This window comes from Paraburkholderia tropica, from assembly GCF_014171495.1.
Lineage (GTDB): Bacteria > Pseudomonadota > Gammaproteobacteria > Burkholderiales > Burkholderiaceae > Paraburkholderia > Paraburkholderia tropica.
Genome location: NZ_CP049134.1, coordinates 2466199 through 2483882, shown reverse-complemented (window position 1 = coordinate 2483882; position 17684 = coordinate 2466199). Strand labels below are relative to the sequence as shown.

General features: G+C 64.7%; 17 protein-coding genes. 10 read left to right on the top strand and 7 right to left on the bottom strand.

Annotated features, from left to right (window positions below):
* The first annotated feature begins 24 nt into the window (after nt 1-24).
* From G5S35_RS11200 to nadC, 3 genes are all read left to right on the top strand, one after another.
* Entirely contained in the window at nt 25-1221 is a 1197-nt protein-coding gene (locus G5S35_RS11200) for a DesA family fatty acid desaturase (protein ID WP_065065186.1), read from the top strand.
* A 229-nt stretch (nt 1222-1450) separates the two neighbouring features.
* Nucleotides 1451-2581, top strand: a complete 1131-nt coding sequence (gene nadA / locus G5S35_RS11195; protein WP_074984013.1) for a quinolinate synthase NadA — start codon at nt 1451-1453, stop codon at nt 2579-2581.
* Nucleotides 2581-3480: a carboxylating nicotinate-nucleotide diphosphorylase gene (gene nadC, locus G5S35_RS11190; protein ID WP_183038304.1), complete on the top strand. Its 900-nt coding sequence runs from the start codon at nt 2581-2583 to the stop codon at nt 3478-3480. The genes nadA and nadC overlap by 1 nt, the downstream gene beginning before the upstream one ends.
* Before the next feature lie 83 nt (nt 3481-3563).
* On the opposite strand, the gene nadB is transcribed toward nadC, so the two are convergent.
* The 4 genes from nadB to radC all read right to left on the bottom strand — a co-directional run bounded on the left by nadB (nt 3564) and on the right by radC (nt 6893).
* Nucleotides 3564-5165 (bottom strand): L-aspartate oxidase, encoded by a 1602-nt coding sequence (nadB, locus tag G5S35_RS11185; RefSeq protein WP_065058116.1) that lies wholly within the window; start codon nt 5163-5165, stop codon nt 3564-3566.
* A 250-nt stretch (nt 5166-5415) separates the two neighbouring features.
* Nucleotides 5416-5583, bottom strand: a complete 168-nt coding sequence (rpmG, locus tag G5S35_RS11180) for a 50S ribosomal protein L33 (protein WP_027817504.1) — start codon at nt 5581-5583, stop codon at nt 5416-5418.
* 10 nt (nt 5584-5593) lie between these two features.
* Nucleotides 5594-5827 (bottom strand): 50S ribosomal protein L28, encoded by a 234-nt coding sequence (rpmB, locus tag G5S35_RS11175; protein ID WP_027794135.1) that lies wholly within the window; start codon nt 5825-5827, stop codon nt 5594-5596.
* Nucleotides 5828-6185: 358 nt separating this feature from the next.
* Complete coding sequence (gene radC / locus G5S35_RS11170) at nt 6186-6893, bottom strand: RadC family protein (protein ID WP_420874514.1); 708 nt, start codon at nt 6891-6893, stop codon at nt 6186-6188.
* A gap of 144 nt (nt 6894-7037) precedes the next feature.
* Here radC and G5S35_RS11165 point away from each other — a divergent pair, with 144 nt between their 5' ends.
* The 6 genes from G5S35_RS11165 (at nt 7038) to G5S35_RS11140 (ending at nt 13347) form a co-directional block, all read left to right on the top strand.
* Nucleotides 7038-7493 (top strand): FKBP-type peptidyl-prolyl cis-trans isomerase, encoded by a 456-nt coding sequence (locus G5S35_RS11165; RefSeq protein ID WP_065058298.1) that lies wholly within the window; start codon nt 7038-7040, stop codon nt 7491-7493.
* A gap of 5 nt (nt 7494-7498) precedes the next feature.
* Entirely contained in the window at nt 7499-8479 is a 981-nt protein-coding gene (ispH, locus tag G5S35_RS11160) for a 4-hydroxy-3-methylbut-2-enyl diphosphate reductase (protein WP_065058117.1), read from the top strand.
* A 1214-nt stretch (nt 8480-9693) separates the two neighbouring features.
* Nucleotides 9694-10644 carry a branched-chain amino acid ABC transporter permease gene (locus G5S35_RS11155; RefSeq protein WP_065058118.1) on the top strand — a complete coding sequence of 317 codons (951 nt, stop codon included), beginning with the start codon at nt 9694-9696 and terminating at the stop codon, nt 10642-10644.
* Nucleotides 10645-10660: 16 nt separating this feature from the next.
* Nucleotides 10661-11830: an ABC transporter permease subunit gene (locus tag G5S35_RS11150; RefSeq protein WP_065058119.1), complete on the top strand. Its 1170-nt coding sequence runs from the start codon at nt 10661-10663 to the stop codon at nt 11828-11830.
* Between the two features lie 24 nt (nt 11831-11854).
* Nucleotides 11855-12631: an ABC transporter ATP-binding protein gene (locus G5S35_RS11145; protein ID WP_065058120.1), complete on the top strand. Its 777-nt coding sequence runs from the start codon at nt 11855-11857 to the stop codon at nt 12629-12631.
* On the top strand, nt 12631-13347 hold the full coding sequence (locus tag G5S35_RS11140) for an ABC transporter ATP-binding protein (RefSeq protein ID WP_065058121.1): 717 nt from the start codon (nt 12631-12633) through the stop codon (nt 13345-13347). Before G5S35_RS11145 ends, G5S35_RS11140 begins: the two co-directional genes overlap by 1 nt.
* Before the next feature lie 122 nt (nt 13348-13469).
* On the opposite strand, the gene G5S35_RS11135 is transcribed toward G5S35_RS11140, so the two are convergent.
* From G5S35_RS11135 to G5S35_RS11125, 3 genes are all read right to left on the bottom strand, one after another.
* On the bottom strand, nt 13470-13940 hold the full coding sequence (locus G5S35_RS11135; RefSeq protein WP_065058122.1) for a GNAT family acetyltransferase: 471 nt from the start codon (nt 13938-13940) through the stop codon (nt 13470-13472).
* Nucleotides 13941-13970: 30 nt separating this feature from the next.
* A complete protein-coding gene (locus G5S35_RS11130; RefSeq protein ID WP_065058123.1) occupies nt 13971-15155 on the bottom strand; it encodes an acetylornithine transaminase in 1185 nt (394 codons plus the stop codon).
* Between the two features lie 386 nt (nt 15156-15541).
* On the bottom strand, nt 15542-16573 hold the full coding sequence (locus G5S35_RS11125; protein ID WP_183038303.1) for a CDP-6-deoxy-delta-3,4-glucoseen reductase: 1032 nt from the start codon (nt 16571-16573) through the stop codon (nt 15542-15544).
* A gap of 92 nt (nt 16574-16665) precedes the next feature.
* Here G5S35_RS11125 and G5S35_RS11120 point away from each other — a divergent pair, with 92 nt between their 5' ends.
* Nucleotides 16666-17655, top strand: a complete 990-nt coding sequence (locus G5S35_RS11120; protein ID WP_183038302.1) for an NAD-dependent epimerase/dehydratase family protein — start codon at nt 16666-16668, stop codon at nt 17653-17655.
* Nucleotides 17656-17684: the final 29 nt, after the last annotated feature.

The following is a 17684-nucleotide window of genomic DNA, read 5'->3' as shown; positions in this document are numbered from 1 at the left end:
CGCTACGTTTCACGGGTACAAACCTTGTTGAATTCCTTGCTTGATTTCCTCGCGCACGGCGTGCTGCATTTCACGTGGTGGCAGATCCTGCTGTTCGCGGCGGTGGCCACTCACATCACGATCGTCGGCGTCACGGTGTATCTGCACCGCTGCCAGGCGCACCGTGCGCTCGAGCTGCACCCGATCATGAGTCACTTCTTCCGTTTCTGGCTGTGGATGACCACGGGCATGCTGACGGGTCAGTGGGCCGCGATTCACCGCAAGCACCACGCCAAATGCGAGACCGAGGAAGATCCGCACAGCCCGCAAACGCGCGGCATCTGGAAGGTGCTGCTCGAAGGCGCCGAACTCTATCGCGCCGAAGCGAAGAACGAAGAAACGCTGCGCCGTTTCAGCCACGGCACGCCCAACGACTGGATGGAGCGCAACGTCTACACGCGCTTCCCGATCCTCGGCGTGAGCATCATGATGGTGATCGACGTGGCGCTGTTCGGTCTGGTCGGTCTTTCCGTCTGGGCCGTGCAGATGGCGTGGATCCCGTTCTGGGCCGCCGGCGTCGTGAACGGTCTCGGCCACTTCTGGGGCTATCGCAACTTCAATTCGTCGGACGCCAGCACGAACCTGTTCCCGCTCGGCATCATCATCGGCGGTGAAGAGCTGCACAACAATCACCACACCTTCGCCACCTCGGCGAAGCTGTCGAGCAAGTGGTACGAGTTCGACATCGGCTGGATGTACATCCGCATGATGCAGGCCGTCGGTCTCGCCAAGGTCAAGAAGGTCGCGCCCACGCCGCGTCTGACCAAGACCAAGCTCGTGCCCGACCACGAAACGCTGCAAGCCGTGCTGTCGAACCGCTATGAAGTCATGGCGCGTTACGCCACGGTCGTGAAGCAGGCGTATCGCCAGGAGCTGGCGCATCTGAAGGAAGTCGGCGAGCGCGAGAAGTACAAGGTCATGCGCGGCGCGCGCAAGTGGTTCGACAAGGAAGAAGCCAGCCTGAACGAGCCGCAAAAGCGTCAGCTGCCGCAAATCTTCGCGAACAGCCAGAAGCTGCGCACGTTCATCGAGCTGCGTAACGAACTCGCGGCCATCTGGGAACGTTCGAGCGCCTCGCGCGAACAACTGCTCACGCAGCTCCAGGATTGGTGCCATCGTGCCGAACAAAGCGGCATCAAGGCACTCCAGGAATTCGCGACGCGCCTGCGCCGCTACGCCTGATTTCGTGGATGGATACGCGCTCCCGGCCCATGCGGCCTGCGTGAGCGTCGGAAAAATCCATTAGAATTCAGGTACGTCACAAAACCCCGCGCTGGCGGGGTTTTTCTTTTTGGGCCGCGGAAAAACCGGTGCTTGGCGCGGGTTGCGTACCGTGGCGATCGGCAGGGCTGCAACTGGCATGGGGCCGGAACGAGGGCGAAAGCACGCGTTTCGGCCGGTAGAGGAGATCATGAGTCAGGCAATCAGAGCGGTCGAGTACGACCGGCCGCAAGGCGCGGTGTGCAGCGTCGGGCAGGCGTGGGCGACGGTGCCCGACGCGCCGTCGGCGGCGGAGCGCGTTGCATTGAAGGAGCGCATTCGCGCGTTGCTCAAGCGCGAGAAGGCGGTGCTCGTCGCGCACTATTACGTCGATCCCGAATTGCAGGAACTGGCGGACGAAACCGGCGGCTGCGTGGCCGATTCGCTCGAAATGGCGCGTTTCGGTCGCGATCATGACGCACAGACGCTGGTCGTCGCGGGCGTGCGCTTCATGGGCGAGACCGCGAAGATCCTGAGCCCGAACAAGCGCATTCTCATGCCGGACCTCGACGCGACCTGCTCGCTCGACCTCGGCTGTCCCGTCGACGAATTTTCGGCGTTCTGCGACCAGCATCCCGACCGCACCGTGGTCGTGTACGCGAACACCAGCGCGGCCGTGAAGGCGCGCGCGGACTGGATGGTCACCTCGTCGATCGGCCTCGAAATCGTCGCCGATCTGCACGCGAAGGGCGAAAAGATCCTCTGGGCGCCGGACCGCCATCTGGGCAGCTACATCCAGAAGAAGACCGGCGCCGACATGCTGCTGTGGCAGGGCTCGTGCCTCGTGCACGACGAGTTCAAGGGCATCGAACTCGATCTGCTGCGCGCCGAATATCCCGACGCGAAGATTCTCGTTCACCCGGAATCGCCCGAAGCCGTGGTCGCGCTCGCGGACGTGGTCGGCTCGACCACGCAACTGATCGACGCCGCCGTGAAGCTCGACGCGCAGCGTTTCATCGTCGCGACCGATCTGGGCATTCTGCACAAAATGCGCCTCGCGGCGCCGGGCAAGACTTTCATCGAAGCGCCTACGGCCGGCAACAGCGCGACCTGCAAGAGCTGCGCGCATTGCCCGTGGATGGCGATGAACGGCCTCGCGAATCTCGCGGACGTGCTCGAACGCGGCCATAACGAAATTTTCGTCGACGCCGCCATCGGCGAGCGCGCGCGTCTGCCGATCGACCGCATGCTGGCGTTCGCGGCGGAACACAAGCGTCGCGTGCAGGCGAGCGGCGATCTCGCGCGCGACGGCGCGCTGTTCTCGAACGTGGGAGCGGCGTGATGGGTGCACTGGAATTGCTGGCCGTGGACGCGGTGTCGTCCGTGCTGCCCGGGGTGCGCGCGCAGTACGGCGCGGCGTTCGACGCGGCGATCGCGCGCAACGTTGCGGATGCGCTGAACGAAGACGTCGGCACCGGCGACCAGACCGGTCGCCTCGTGCCCGCCGACGAGATGCGCGACGCGCGCATCATCGTGCGCGAAGAGGCGGTGCTGTGCGGCGTGCTGTGGTTCGACGCCGTGGTGAAGCAGGTCGATGCGCGCATCGACGTGCGCTGGCACTATCGCGAAGGCGAGCGCATGGCGGCCAACTCGGTGGTGTGCTCGTTGCGCGGACCGGCGCGCGCGCTGCTCACGGCCGAGCGCAATGCGATGAACTTTCTGCAGCTGCTGTCGGGCGTGGCGAGCGCGACGCGCCGTTACGTGGACGCCATCGCGCACACGCAAACGCGCATTCTCGACACGCGCAAGACGCTGCCGGGTCTGCGGCTCGCGCAGAAGTACGCGGTGCGCGTGGGCGGCGGCGCGAATCAGCGCCTCGCGCTGTACGACGGCATTCTGATCAAGGAAAACCACATCGCGGCGGCGGGCGGCGTGGGCGCGGCGATGGACGCGGCGCTCGCCCTGAACGCGGGCGTGCCCATCCAGATCGAAGTCGAAACGCTCGACCAGCTCGACACGGCGCTCGCGCACGGCGCGACCTCGGTGCTGCTCGACAACTTCTCGTTCGAAATGATGCGCGAGGCGGTCAAGCGCACGGCGGGGCGCGCGCTGCTCGAAGTCTCGGGCGGTGTGAACTTCGATTCGGTGCGCACGATTGCCGAAACCGGCGTCGATCGCGTGTCGATCGGCGCGCTCACGAAGGACGTGCGCGCGACCGACTACTCGATGCGGATCGTCTGAGCGCAATACATCACGCGCTTCCTGATGCAAAAAGGCAAAAAGGCCGCCTCGCGAGAGGCGGCCTTTTTTATTCGCGCGACGACTTACGCGACGTTGCGGTTGCGCACGCGCTCGGGCGCGAGCACGGTCGGCAGCGCTTTCGGCAGCGAATTCGGCCAGTCGCGGCTGTAATGCAGACCGCGGCTTTCGCGCCGCGAGCGCGCGCTCTCGACGATCAGCGAGGCCACTTCGACGAGGTTGCGCAGTTCCAGCAGATCGCGCGTCACGCGGAAATTCGCGTAGTACTCCTGGATTTCGTCGCGCAGCAGGGAAATGCGGTGTTGTGCGCGCTCCAGACGCTTGTCGGTGCGCACGATGCCGACGTAATTCCACATCAGGCGGCGCAGCTCGTCCCAGTTGTGCGCGACCACGACTTCCTCGTCGGAATCGGACACGCGGCTTTCGTCCCAGTCGGGCAGCGGGGCGTGCGCGGCCGCTTCGAAGCCCTCGGCTTCGATCGCTTCCGCCGCCGAGCGACCGATCACGAGACATTCGAGCAGCGAGTTGGACGCGAGGCGGTTCGCGCCGTGCAGCCCCGTGTACGAGGTTTCGCCGACCGCGTAGAGGCCCGCGAGATCGGTGCGGCCCGCGAGGTCGGTGACCACGCCGCCGCAGGTGTAATGCGCGGCGGGCACGACCGGAATCGGCTCTTTCGTGATGTCGATGCCGAACTCGCGGCAGCGCGCGAGGATGGTCGGGAAGTGCTCTTCGAGGAACGCGGGCGGCTGATGGCTGATGTCCAGATGCACGCAGTCGATGCCGTGCTTCTTGATCTCGAAGTCGATCGCGCGGGCCACGATGTCGCGCGGCGCGAGTTCGGCGCGCGCGTCGTGTTCGGGCATGAAACGTGTGCCGTCGGGCAGGCGCAGCACGCCGCCTTCGCCGCGCACGGCCTCGGAAATCAGGAACGACTTCGCGTGCGGGTGGAACAGGCAGGTCGGGTGGAACTGGATGAACTCCATGTTCGCCACGCGGCAGCCCGCGCGCCAGGCCATCGCGATTCCGTCGCCGGTCGCGGTGTCGGGGTTCGTCGTGTAGAGATAGACCTTGCCCGCGCCGCCCGTCGCCAGCACCGTGTGCGGCGCCTGGATTGTGACCGTGCGGTCGTTCTTGAGGTCGAGCGCGTAGAGACCGTGGCAGCGGCGGCCCGGCAGGCCGAGACGATCCGAGGTGATCACGTCGATCGCCTGATGATCTTCGAGGATCGTGATGTTCGGATGCTGGCGCGCGCGTTCGAGCAGCGTTTGCACCACGGCGTGGCCGGTGGCGTCGGCGGCGTGAATGATGCGGCGATGGCTGTGGCCGCCTTCGCGGGTGAGGTGGAAACCGAGTTCGGCGGCGGCGTCCTTCGTGAACGGCACGTCCTGGCCGATCAGCCATTCGATCGCTTCGCGGCCATGCTCGACGATATAGCGCGTGGCCGCCTCGTCGCACAGGCCGCCGCCTGCGACCAGCGTGTCGTCGACGTGGTTTTCGACGCTGTCCGCCGAATCGAGCACCGCGGCGATGCCGCCTTGCGCGCGGTCGCTCGCGCCTTCGGTCATCGCGCGCTTGGCGATGATCACCACGCGGCGCGTTTCGGCCAGATTCAGGGCCACGCTCAATCCCGCCAGCCCGCTGCCGACGATCGCTACATCGAAATTCATGGTGCTGCCTCTCCGTCTCTCTTGTTCTGCGCTTTCTGCCGCCGCCGGCGGCGAGTGAAGCGGGAAGCATACTCCGATAGGGGAGCCGACGAAAAGCTACACCGTGTAGGTAGAGATCAAAAGATCGTTACGCGATGGTGAACGGACGCGCCGGGAAAACAAAAAAACCCGCTGCGAAAGCGGGGCAGAAATAACAAAGCCCCGCTCGAGAGCGGGGCTTTGAATGTCTTCGTCAGGCTCGGATCAAGATTTACTTGATCTTCGTTTCCTTGTACTCGACGTGCTTGCGAACAACCGGGTCGAACTTCTTGATCGACATTTTTTCCGGCATGTTGCGCTTGTTCTTCGTGGTCGTGTAAAAGTGACCCGTGCCTGCGGTCGACTCGAGCTTGATCTTGTCGCGGATACCCTTGGCCATGACTTACTCCTTACAGTTCGCCGCGTGCGCGCAGGTCTGCGAGCACGGAGTCGATGCCGTTCTTGTCGATCAGGCGCAGGCCTGCGTTCGAGATGCGCAGACGCACCCAACGGTTTTCGCTTTCAACCCAGAAACGGCGATTTTGCAGATTCGGGAGGAAACGGCGCTTGGTTTTGTTGTTAGCGTGGGAAACGTTGTTGCCGCTCATCGGCGCTTTCCCAGTGACTTGGCAGACACGTGCCATGAGTACACTCCTACGGAAATTCTGAGTTCGAGAGCCGCTTAAGTTTCCCAGGCGAGAAATGGCCGGAATAAGAGCGCGCTCACGTATGGATGAGAGACAACCTCGAACCCAGGCCATATTTCCCCCGGAACGCCTTGACGGGCCTTCGGAACAGGGTTGAAAATAGGCAAACCGAGAGTCTAGCAGAAAAAGCCCAGGAAAATCAAACACGATTTGCAGATCATGTCGTGCGGATGCACGACGGTCGCGGCGCCGACGCCTTCCGCAAACACGCATAAAAGCGTGCCGGAACGCGCGCGGGTTGGGTGCGGCTAGGGTGCGGGTTGGTCGCGCGTCGCGGCGTTCGGCGGCCCGGCTTTCAGTCTAGTCCGTGGCGAGCAAAAGAAAACGTCTCCCGCGCGCCGATGATCATGTGATCGACGAGGCGCACCTCCACGAGCGCCAGCGTGTCGCGCAGCACCCGCGTGAGGCGGCGGTCGCTCGCGCTCGGCTGGACCGCGCCGGAAGGGTGGTTGTGCGCGACGATCAGGCTCGCGGCATTGAGCATCAGCGCGCGCCGTACGATTTCGCGCGGATACACCGCCATGTGCGTGAGCGATCCGCGCGCGATTTCCTCGTAACGGATCAGGCGATGGCGCACGTCGAGAAAGAGGCAGACGAACACCTCCTGCGAGCGGCTGCCGATCATCAGTCGCAGGTAGTCTTCGACGGCGCCGGGCGAGTCGACGAGCGGTTTTTCTTCCAGCTGCTCGGCGAGCGCGCGCCGCGCCAGCTCGACCACGGCCATGAGGATGGCCGCCTTCGCCGGGCCGATGCCGCGCACACTTTCGAACTCCTCGGGCGGCGCGTCGAGCATCGCGCGTAAGGATTTGAAGTGATCGAGCAGGGCGCGCGCCACGTCGAAGACGTTATGGCCCGGCAGGCCAGAGCCGAGCAGCAGCGCAACCAGTTCCAGATCGGAGAGCGCCGCCGGACCGGCTTCGCGCAGCCGCTCGCGCGGCATGGCGCGGCGCCTCGGCTTGGTCCCGTCGTTCCAGAGGGGCGTATCGCAGGCAATTTTCACCAATTGAATCTCCTCGTTGCGGACGTGGATGCCGCTCGCATGTGGCGTCCGTCCAGGAACTATGTGGCTTACAATGGGGCTTTTCCGCTCGCGCTTGCGCGCGACCGACCGGCGCCCGAGGGCGCGACCAGACGAAACGAGTACCGCATGAGCATCATCGATATTTCCGAGGTGAAACCGGGTTCCCACGTCACGCTGAATTACCGGCTTTCCCTCGCCGACGGCACCGAAATCGTCAACACGTTTGCCGACCGGCCCGCCACGCTGCTGCTGGGCGCCGGGCAGCTTGCGCCGCCGCTGGAAAACATTCTGCAAGGTTTGAAGGTCGGTCACCACTCCACCTTTCAGCTAGAACCCGGCATCGCCTTCGGTCAGCGCAACCCCGACTTGATCCAGCGCATCTCGCTCAAGACGCTGCGCGACAACGCCATGATTGGCGAGTCGTTCAATCCGGGCGATCTCATCGAATTCAACGCACCGGACGGCAACCGCTACGCGGGTGTGCTCAAGGAAGTGAACGAGACCTCCGCGCTGTTCGATTTCAACCATCCGCTCGCTGGCCAGGCGGTTGCGTTCGAAGTGCAAATCATCGGAATCCTGTAAAGCCCATGACCTCCACGGACACGTCTACTGTCGTCGACCGCGCTGAAGTCGCCGAAGCCGAAATCCTGCTCGCGCAGCCGCGCGGCTTTTGCGCCGGCGTCGATCGCGCTATCGAGATCGTCGAGCGCGCCATCCAGATCCACGGTGCGCCCATCTATGTGCGCCATGAGATCGTCCACAACGCGTACGTGGTCGAGGACCTGCGCAAGAAAGGCGCGATCTTCATCGAACAGCTCGATGAAGTGCCGTCCGGCAATACCGTCATCTTCAGCGCGCATGGCGTGTCGAAGGCCGTGCGCACCGACGCCGAGGCGCGCGGGCTGCGCGTCTACGACGCCACCTGTCCGCTCGTGACCAAGGTGCACGTCGAAGTCGCGAAGATGCGCGACGAAGGCCTCGACATCGTGATGATCGGCCACAAGGGCCACCCGGAAGTCGAAGGCACCATGGGGCAGGCGCACGAAGGCATGTATCTCGTCGAGGACATCGCCGACGTCGAGGCGCTGTCGCTGCGCGATCCGGCGCGCGTCGCGTTCGTCACGCAGACCACGCTGTCGGTCGACGACGCCGCCGAGATCATCGAGGCGCTCAAGGCGCGCTTCCCGGGCATTCGCGAGCCGAAGAAGCAGGACATCTGCTACGCCACGCAAAACCGTCAGGACGCGGTGAAGTTCATGGCGCCGCAGTGCGACGTCGTGATCGTGGTCGGCAGCCCGAACAGCTCGAATTCGAATCGCCTGCGCGAAGTGGCCGAAAAGCGCGGCATCCCCGCCTATATGGTGGATGCGCCCGACCAGATCGATCCGGCCTGGCTCGAAGGCAAGCGCCGTATCGGCCTGACGGCGGGTGCGTCGGCGCCCGAAGCGCTCGCGCAGAAGATCATCCAGCGTTTGAACGAACTGGGCGTGCGCAACGTGCGCGCGCTCGAAGGCATCGAGGAAAACATCGCGTTTCCGCTGCCGCGCGGGCTCGGGCAAGTGGCCTGATCGCCGCGAGCGTCTGACTATTCAGTCAGCCTCTGCATGAAGAAGCGCGCCCTTGGGCGCGCTTTTTTTATGTCCCGCCGCCGCAATCCGCCCCGTAAATAAATGGGGTTCGATAATTAAAAGTGTGCGGTGAACCACGTCGCCACGGCCGGTTGGACTAGGTGTTTTCGCTATGGGGCGGGGTCGTCGCCGGATATCTGACCCCGATAAATCGATGTCTCAATAACGATTTTTCAGCATCCGCACCAAATGCGTGCGCGAACTCAATCGCCATTTAATTGTTCATCGTGGTGCAGCCGATGCCCGCCCGATAAGGCCCCGCGCCTGGCCGTCGCAACACTTGATGTGAGTGTTGCCGATTTTTGGTGCAACTGATGCACGAAAATACGGCGCAACCCATGGTGCAACCGTCTCTGGAGTGTCTTCTCGAAAATGGTTGCAATGCAGGAAAACCCTGCCGATTCAACAATATTGCCGCCTGCATAATTGGAGTTACAATGCGCGCGTTCTGAGGGCCGGACGTCAGCGCGAGGCCCATCAGGCAAGCATTTCGGAAGGCGCAGGAGACCTGTTTAATGCAAATCGAGTTTGCTGTTGCCGCAACTGTCGCGGCTGCGGTTGCGCCGCGCAAGGCGTGGCACATCCGCGGTGCACGACGGGGCAGGGGCGCGACATCGATGACCGTTGCACTCCCGGAGGAAGCTTGTCCGCAGTTGGGACACGACGATCAGAACGGCGCAGCACGCAATGAAGCACGCGTCGCGACGTCGTCAGGGTCGGCAGACGCGCTCGTTGCACTCGCGGCTGGCACACATGTTGCATGTGATAGCCGCGGCGCGAGAGCGGTTTTTGTCGCGGTCCGAAAGGTCCTGGCCGATGCTGCCGTAAACGGTGGCGAGGCAGAGATTCTCGGCCCGATCCAGGGAGTCATGACGTATGACGTTTGCGCAGCCGGCCTCAAGGCGGGCCGCGCACGCGTCGCAGCGAATGTGACAGGTAGTTGAACCCGACGGCACCGAACCATCCGACGGTGCCGTTTTTGCATCCGCTTCCGGCGAGCCTGCCGCTGCAACACAGCGACAACGCGAACCGGGTGCGGCCAACCGTTACCGGTCTTTTACTTCAGTACCCGAAAGTGTCGTTGCGGTTCCGTAAAACATCGCCCACCGGCCGATGACAGCGCGAATCCGGTCGCACGGGCTAAGGAGCATTAAATGGATATTTTCGTCCAGCAGATCCTGAATGGGCTGGTGCTTGGCAGCATCTACGCCATCATTGCACTGGGCTACACGATGGTGTACGGGATTTTGGGCATCATCAATTTCGCGCACGGCGACGTGCTCATGGTCGGCGCGATGGTGGCGCTCTCCGCGATTACGGTGCTGCAGAATCACTTCCCCGGCCTCGGGAACATCCCCACGCTGTGCATCGCGCTCGTGATCGCCGCCGTGGTCTGCGCGTTCGTCGGGTACACCATCGAACGGGTCGCCTACCGGCCGCTGCGCCGCGCGCCGCGTCTCGCGCCGCTGATCACCGCGATCGGCGTCTCGATCCTGCTGCAGACGCTCGCGATGATCATCTGGGGCCGCAATCCGCTGGCCTTCCCGCAGCTCATCTCGACCGATCCGATCAACGTCATCAAGCCGTCCGAGACCGGCGTGGGCGCCGTGATCTCGCCGACCGAAATCGTGATCATCGTGGTCGCGTTCCTCGTGATGGCGGGCCTGCTGATCCTCGTGCACCGGACCAAGCTCGGCCGCGCAATGCGTGCGATCGCCGAAAACCCGGCTAACGCGAGCCTGATGGGCGTGAACCCGAACTTCGTGATTTCGGCGACCTTCATGATCGGCTCGGCGCTCGCGGCGCTGGCGGGCGTGATGATCGCGTCGGAGTACGGCAACGCGCACTTCTACATGGGCTTCATCCCCGGCATGAAGGCCTTCACGGCCGCGGTGCTGGGCGGTATCGGCAATCTCGGCGGCGCGATGGTCGGCGGCGTGGTGCTCGGTCTGATCGAGCAGCTCGGCGCGGGTTACATCGGCAATCTGACCGGCGGGGTGTTCGGCAGTAACTATCAGGACGTGTTCGCATTCGTCGTGCTGATCGTGGTGCTCGTGTTCCGTCCGTCGGGGCTGCTGGGCGAACGTGTCGCGGATCGCGCATAAGAGGGAGTAGATCAACATGACTTCAATTCAACCGATCGAGCCGTCGACGACGCTCATCCCCGAGAAGAACACGACGCGCACGTACGCGATCGGCATCGTGACCGCGATCGTCGTGGCCGCGCTGCCGTTCGTGGTGGGCGCAACGGGCGGCAACTACTGGGTGCGCGTGCTCGACTTCGCGATGCTCTACGTGATGCTCGCGCTGGGCCTGAACGTGGTGGTGGGCTTCGCCGGCCTGCTGGATCTCGGCTATATCGCGTTCTACGCGGTGGGCGCCTACACGGCCGCGCTGCTGACGTCGCCGCACCTGACCTCGCAGTTCGCGTGGATCGCCAGCATGTTCCCGGGCGGCCTGCATACGCCGTACTGGATCGTGATTCCGTGCGCGATGGCGTTCGCAGCGATCGCGGGCATTCTGCTCGGCGCGCCGACGCTGCGTCTGCGCGGCGACTACCTCGCGATCGTGACGCTGGGCTTCGGGGAAATCGTTCGTATCTTCATGAACAACCTCGACCGTCCGGTGAACATCACCAACGGCCCGCAGGGCATTACCGGCGTCGCGCCGCTGCACGTGTTCGGCTTCAATCTCGCGCAGCCGCACGAGTTCCTCGGCTTCACGTTCACGTCGGTCTATATGTATTACTACGCCTTCGTGATCTGCGCGCTGCTCGTGATCTGGGTGTGTACGCGTCTGCAGCACTCGCGTATCGGCCGCGCATGGGCCGCGATCCGCGAAGACGAAATCGCCGCCAAGGCGATGGGCATCAACACGCGTAACGTGAAGCTGCTGGCGTTCGCGATGGGCGCGTCGTTCGGCGGCCTGTCGGGCGCGATGTTCGGTGCGTTCCAGGGCTTCGTGTCGCCGGAATCGTTCACGTTCTGGGAATCGGTCGTGGTGCTCGCCTGCGTGGTGCTCGGCGGCATGGGCCACATCCCCGGCGTGATTCTCGGCGCCGTGCTGCTCGCGATTTTCCCCGAGTTCCTGCGCTCGACGATGGGCCCGCTCCAGCACATGCTGTTCGGCCATGAAATCGTCGATACGGAAGTGATTCGCCAGCTGCTTTACGGTCTCGCCATGGTCGTGATCATGCTGTATCGCTCGGAAGGCCTGTGGCCGTCGCCGAAGCACGAAGACAAGATCGCGAAGATCGCCAAGCGCGGCAGCAAGAAGCCGGTGCGCGCCTGATTGCGAACAGGAGAGGAACAGAACATGAGCAATAAATCCATCCGCCTGTCCGTGAAGGGCGTGAACAAGCGCTTCGGCGGCCTGCAGGCGCTCTCCGACGTGGGCCTGCAGATCGAGGAAGGCACGATCTACGGTCTGATCGGCCCGAACGGCGCCGGCAAGACCACGTTCTTCAACGTGATCACCGGCCTCTACACGCCCGATTCGGGCGAGTTCAAGCTCGACGGCGAAGCCTATACGCCGACCGCCGTCTATCAGGTGGCGAAGGCGGGCATCGCGCGTACCTTCCAGAACATCCGTCTGTTCGGCGGCATGACAGCGCTCGAAAACGTGATGGTCGGCCGTCACGTGCGCACGAAGCACGGCCTGCTGGGCGCGGTGTTCCAGACGCCTTCGGAGCGCAAGGAGGAACGCGAGATCAAGGAACGCGCGCTCGAACTGCTCGAATACGTGGGCATCGCGCAATACGCGGACTACACGTCGCGCAATCTCTCGTACGGCCACCAGCGCCGTCTGGAAATCGCGCGCGCGCTCGCAACCGATCCGAAGCTGCTCGCGCTCGACGAGCCGGCGGCCGGCATGAACGCGACCGAGAAGGTCGAACTCACGCGCCTGCTCGACAAGATCCGCGCCGATGGCAAGACCATCCTGCTGATCGAGCACGACGTGAAACTGGTGATGGGCCTGTGCAACCGGATGACAGTGCTCGACTATGGCAAGGTGATCGCCGAGGGTCTGCCGCAAGACGTGCAGAAGGACCCGAAGGTGATCGAGGCGTATCTGGGTGCGGGGGTTCACTGATGTCTACACCGGTTCTGAAAATCAAGGGCCTGCAGGTCAACTACGGCGGCATTCAGGCGGTCAAGGGCGTGGACATGGAAGTCCGCGCGGGCGAGCTCGTCACGCTGATCGGCGCGAACGGCGCGGGCAAGACCACGACGATGAAGGCCATCACCGGTCTGAAGCCGTACGCGTCGGGCGACATCGAGTACATGGGCCAGTCGATCAAGGGCGTGCCCGCGTATGAACTGCTCAAGCGCGGCCTCGCGATGGTGCCGGAAGGCCGCGGCATCTTCGCGCGCATGTCGATCCTCGAAAACATGCAGATGGGCGCGTACCTGCGCAACGACAAGGACGGCATCCAGAAGGACGTCGAGCGCATGTTCGGCTTCTTCCCGCGCCTGAAGGAACGCGCCACGCAGCTCGCGGGCACGCTCTCGGGCGGCGAGCAGCAGATGCTGGCGATGGCGCGCGCGATCATCAGCCGTCCGAAGCTGCTGTTGCTCGACGAGCCGTCGATGGGTCTCTCGCCGATCATGGTCGAGAAGATCTTCGAAGTGGTGCGCACGATCTCGTCGGAAGGCATCACGGTGCTGCTGGTCGAGCAGAACGCGCGTCTCGCGCTGCAGGCGGCGAATCGCGGCTACGTGATGGACTCCGGTCTCGTGACGATGGAAGGCGAAGCCAAGCAGATGCTCGACGATCCGAAGGTGCGCGCGGCGTATCTCGGCGAGTAAGTGGGCGAGTGAACGAACGCGCTCCGCGCGGGCGCCGATAAGACAAAAGCCGCATGGGTTGCGAAACCCATGCGGCTTTTTCTTTGTGCCGAAGGCAGTCCTGACGGCGACCTCAGCAGTACTCAGGCGAGCGCTTCGGACTCCTGCACGGCAAGACGCTTGCCGAGACTGATCACGGCGTCGGCGCGATAGCCGAGGCGGTCGTAGAACGCGAGCACCTCGGGCTTGTCGGTGAGCACCTGAAGGTTGAGCTTCAGGCAGCCCATCGCGGCCAGCGCGCTTTCGGCGTGCCGCACGAGCCGCGTGCCGAGGCCGAGACGACGCGCCTCGGGCGCGACCGCGACCGAATACAGCCAGCCGCGATGTCCGTCGTAACCCGCCATCGCCGAGCCGACGAGCGCGCCGTCTGCCTCGCCGTCGCGCCGGATGGCCACGAAGAACAGCTCCGGCTGCGTGCCGAGCTTGTTCGCGATCGAGCGGCGCGGATCGCGATGCGGACGGCTCGCATCGTTGTACTCGGGAAACGCCTCGCGCCAGAGCGCGAGCACCGCTTCGGTGTCGGCTTCGGCGAAGGCGCGGATCGTGACGGTCATCGCATGGGCTCCGTGCTGGGCTGCGTGTATTTACAGCGAGTCGAGGATGGTGCGCAGCATCGCCATCATCTGGTCGATTTCCTCGGTCGTCACGTTCAGCGCCGGCATGAAGCGCAGCAGATTCGGGCGCGCCGCGTTCAGCAGCAGGCCGTCGGGCTGCATGTCGCGCGCCTTGTCGACGATCGCCGGGCCGATGTCCTTGCCGAGCATCAGCGCGCGTAGCAGACCTTCGCCGCGCTCGCCCTCGAAGCCGCGTTCCGCCGACAGTTCGAGCAGCTTTTCGCGCAGATATTCGCCGCGCGCGCGCACGCCTTCGAGGAAGCCCGGCGCGACCAGTTGCGAGATCACCGAGTAGCCGGCGGCCGTCATCACCGGATTGCCGTTGTAGGTGCCGCCCTGATCGCCGGCTTCGAACACGCAGACGTCCTTTTTCGCGAGCAGCGCCGCGAGCGGCACGCCGCCGCCGATGCCCTTGCCGAGCGTCATGATGTCCGGCTCGATGTTCGACAGTTCGTAGGCGAACAGCGTGCCCGCGCGGCCGCAGCCGGTCTGCACTTCATCGACGATCAGCAGGATGCCGTGCTTTTGCGTGAGCGCGCGCAACTGCTGCATGAATTCGCGCGTAGCGGGGATCACGCCGCCTTCGCCCTGGATCGGCTCGAGCATCACGGCGACCGTCTTCGCGTTGATGAGCTTCTCGACCGACGCGATGTCGTTCAGATCGGCCTTCGGGAAACCCGGCACCTGCGGTGCGTAGATCGTGTCCCAGCCCGGCTTGCCGCTCGCCGACATCGTCGCGATCGTGCGGCCGTGGAAGCTGTGGTCGAAAGTGATGATCTCGAACGCGCCGTCGCGATGCTTTTTGCCCCACTTGCGCGCGAGCTTGATCGCGCCTTCGTTGGCTTCGGCGCCGCTGTTGGCGAAGAACACCTTGTCGAAGCAGCTATGCTCGGTGAGCAGGCCCGCGAGACGCGCCATCGGCTCGTTGTAGAAGGCCGGCGACGGATTGATGAGCAGGCGCGCCTGCTTGTCCATCGCTTCGATCATGCCGTCGTTGCAGTGGCCGAGGCTGTTGACCGCCCAGCCCTGAATGAAGTCGAGATAGCGCTTGCCTTCGTTGTCGTAGAGCCACGACCCCTTGCCATGCGTGAAAACGATTTCGGGCCGGTTGGTGATGTACATCAGCGACTCGATCGGGTACTCGGAAAAATTCATGGCAACGGGCTCCGCGCTGGGGCTGCAAAAAGGGTTGAGAACAGGTGAATGGAACGGCAGAAAAACAAAAAGCCACGGACTGGCCGTGGCTTTCGTGATTCGAACTTTCCTGTGCGTTGAACGATGCAACGCGCGTCCGTAACTAAGCCAGGCCCTAAAGGTGGGGCGAGCGGCGACGTCGGAGAGCGGACAGGAGGCGGTTCATGGGCGCAAGAATACGACAAGCCGAACGGCGATGTAAACCATCAATGTGCCGAATCTCGCCGATCGGCCGAAGAATTTTTCGTGACGGCGGCCGCGGCGGCGGGCCGCCGGACCCGCGGGATTGGGCCGGATTGCGCGGAATTGCGCGCGCAACGAGCCGTTACGCGCGCATCGGCAGGCGTTTAGACCGGATTCGCGAGGTCGGCGGCGCTCGTGAACGAGTCCGCGTAGAACTCGTCTTCGGGCAGGCCGTGATGCTGCGTGAAATCGCGCTGCGCCGACTCGACCATCACCGGCGCGCCGCACGCGTAGACCTGATGGCCGGACAGATCGGCCAGATCCTCGATCACGGCGCGGTGCACGAAGCCCGTGCGGCCGGTCCAGGCGTCCTCCGCGGCGGGCTCGGAGAGCACCGGCACGAAGCGGAAGTTCGGGATGTCCTTCGCCCACTGCTCGGCGAGTTCCAGCAGATACAGGTCCTTCTTCTGGCGCGCGCCCCAGTAGAGCGTCATCGGGCGGTTCAGGTTCTTGTGAACCGCGTGCTCGACGATCGCCTTGAGCGGCGCGAAGCCGGTGCCCGACGCGAGCAGCACGATGGGCTTGTCCGAATCCTCGCGCAGGAAGAAGGTGCCGAGCGGCGCTTCGAAGCGCAGGATGTCGCGCTCTTTCATCTGCGTGAAGACGTGGTCGGTGAACTTGCCGCCGGGCATGTGGCGGATGTGCAGTTCCAGCGGACCTTCCTCGTGCGGGGCGCTCGCCATCGAGTAGCAGCGGCGCGTGCCGTCCTTGAGGATGAATTCGAGGTACTGGCCGGCCAGATACTGGAGGCGCTCGTTGGCGGGCAGTTGCAGCCTGAGCACGATGACGTCGTCGGCCTTGCGCTCGATCGCGGCGATGCGGGTGGGCAGCTTGCGCACCTGCATGTCGCCGACGCCCGCTACTTCGCGGATGTCGATTTCGAGGTCGGTCTGCGCCGTCGCGCAGCAGAACAGCGCCATGCCGCGCGTGCGCTCGTCATTCGACAGCGCCGACGCCGCGTGCGCGCGCTGCTCGACGTCGCCGCTGCAGACCGTGCCCTTGCACGAGCCGCAGGCGCCGTTCTTGCAGCCGTAGGGCAAGCCGACGCCTTGACGCAGCGCCGCGTTGAGGATGGGTTCGTCGGGTTCGACCTGGAAGGTCCGGCCGCTTTGCTTGAGCGTTACGTTGAATGCCATGTTCGAGAAAGCCAGTCTGTGATCGGTAATCCGGAGCGTGGGGTGGGGCGGTGCCCTCGCATCCGTGCCTCGGCGGCTAAAATGGTTCCACCATGATTGCCACACGAAATCTGCGCCGTGCGCGCATTCTCATCGTCGGCAGCGGCGACGTCGGTCTGCGCTGTGTCGACCAGTTGCGTGCGCGGCCCGCACGCCCGCGTGTGTTTGCGCTCGCGCGTCGCGCCGAGCGCGCCGACATCCTGCGTGCCGCGGGTGCCACGCCCGTGGCGGGCGACCTGGACGCACGCGCGAGTCTTGCGCGCCTTGCCGGGCTGGCGGACGTCGTGCTGCACCTCGCGCCGCCTCCGAAAGACGGCGATGGCGACCTGCGCACGCGGCGCCTGATCGCGGCGCTCAAGGCGCGGCGACGTTCCGCGGCGCGGCCCGCAACGGCCGGACAAGCGACCTCCATTGTACCCGAGCGTACCGGGCGAGCCTCTCGCGCGACCCCTGCGCGGCCCCGGCTGGTGTACGCGAGCACGACCGGTGTTTACGGCGATTGCGGCGGCGCGCGCATCGACGAAACCCGCGCTCCGCGGCCCGCGAACGCCCGCGCCAAGCGACGCGTGGCCGCCGAGCGGCTGCTGCGGCGGGCGACGGCGCGCGGCGCGCTGAGCGCCACCATCGCGCGCATTCCGGGCATTTACGCGGCCACGCGCCTGCCGCTCGCCCGGCTGGAGAAACGCACGCCGGCGCTGCTCGACGCCGACGACGTCTACACGAGCCACATCCACGCCGACGATCTGGCGGCCATCATGCTGCGGCTCGCCACGCACGGACGCTCGGCGCGTGTGATCCACGCGTCGGACGATAGCGAAATGAAAATGGGGACGTATTTCGACCGGGTCGCCGATGCGTTCGGCCTCGCGCGAGCGCCGCGCGTCAGCCGCGCGCAGGCGGAGCGCGAGCTCGATCCGGTCCTGCTCTCGTTCATGCGGGAGTCGCGGCGGCTCGACAATGCGCGCCTGAAGCGCGAATTGCGCGTGCGCCTGCGTTACCCCGACGTGGATGCGTTCCTGCGCACGCTACCGCCGCGCCCGTGAGCGGGCGGGCGGCATGGCGCAAGCGTGCC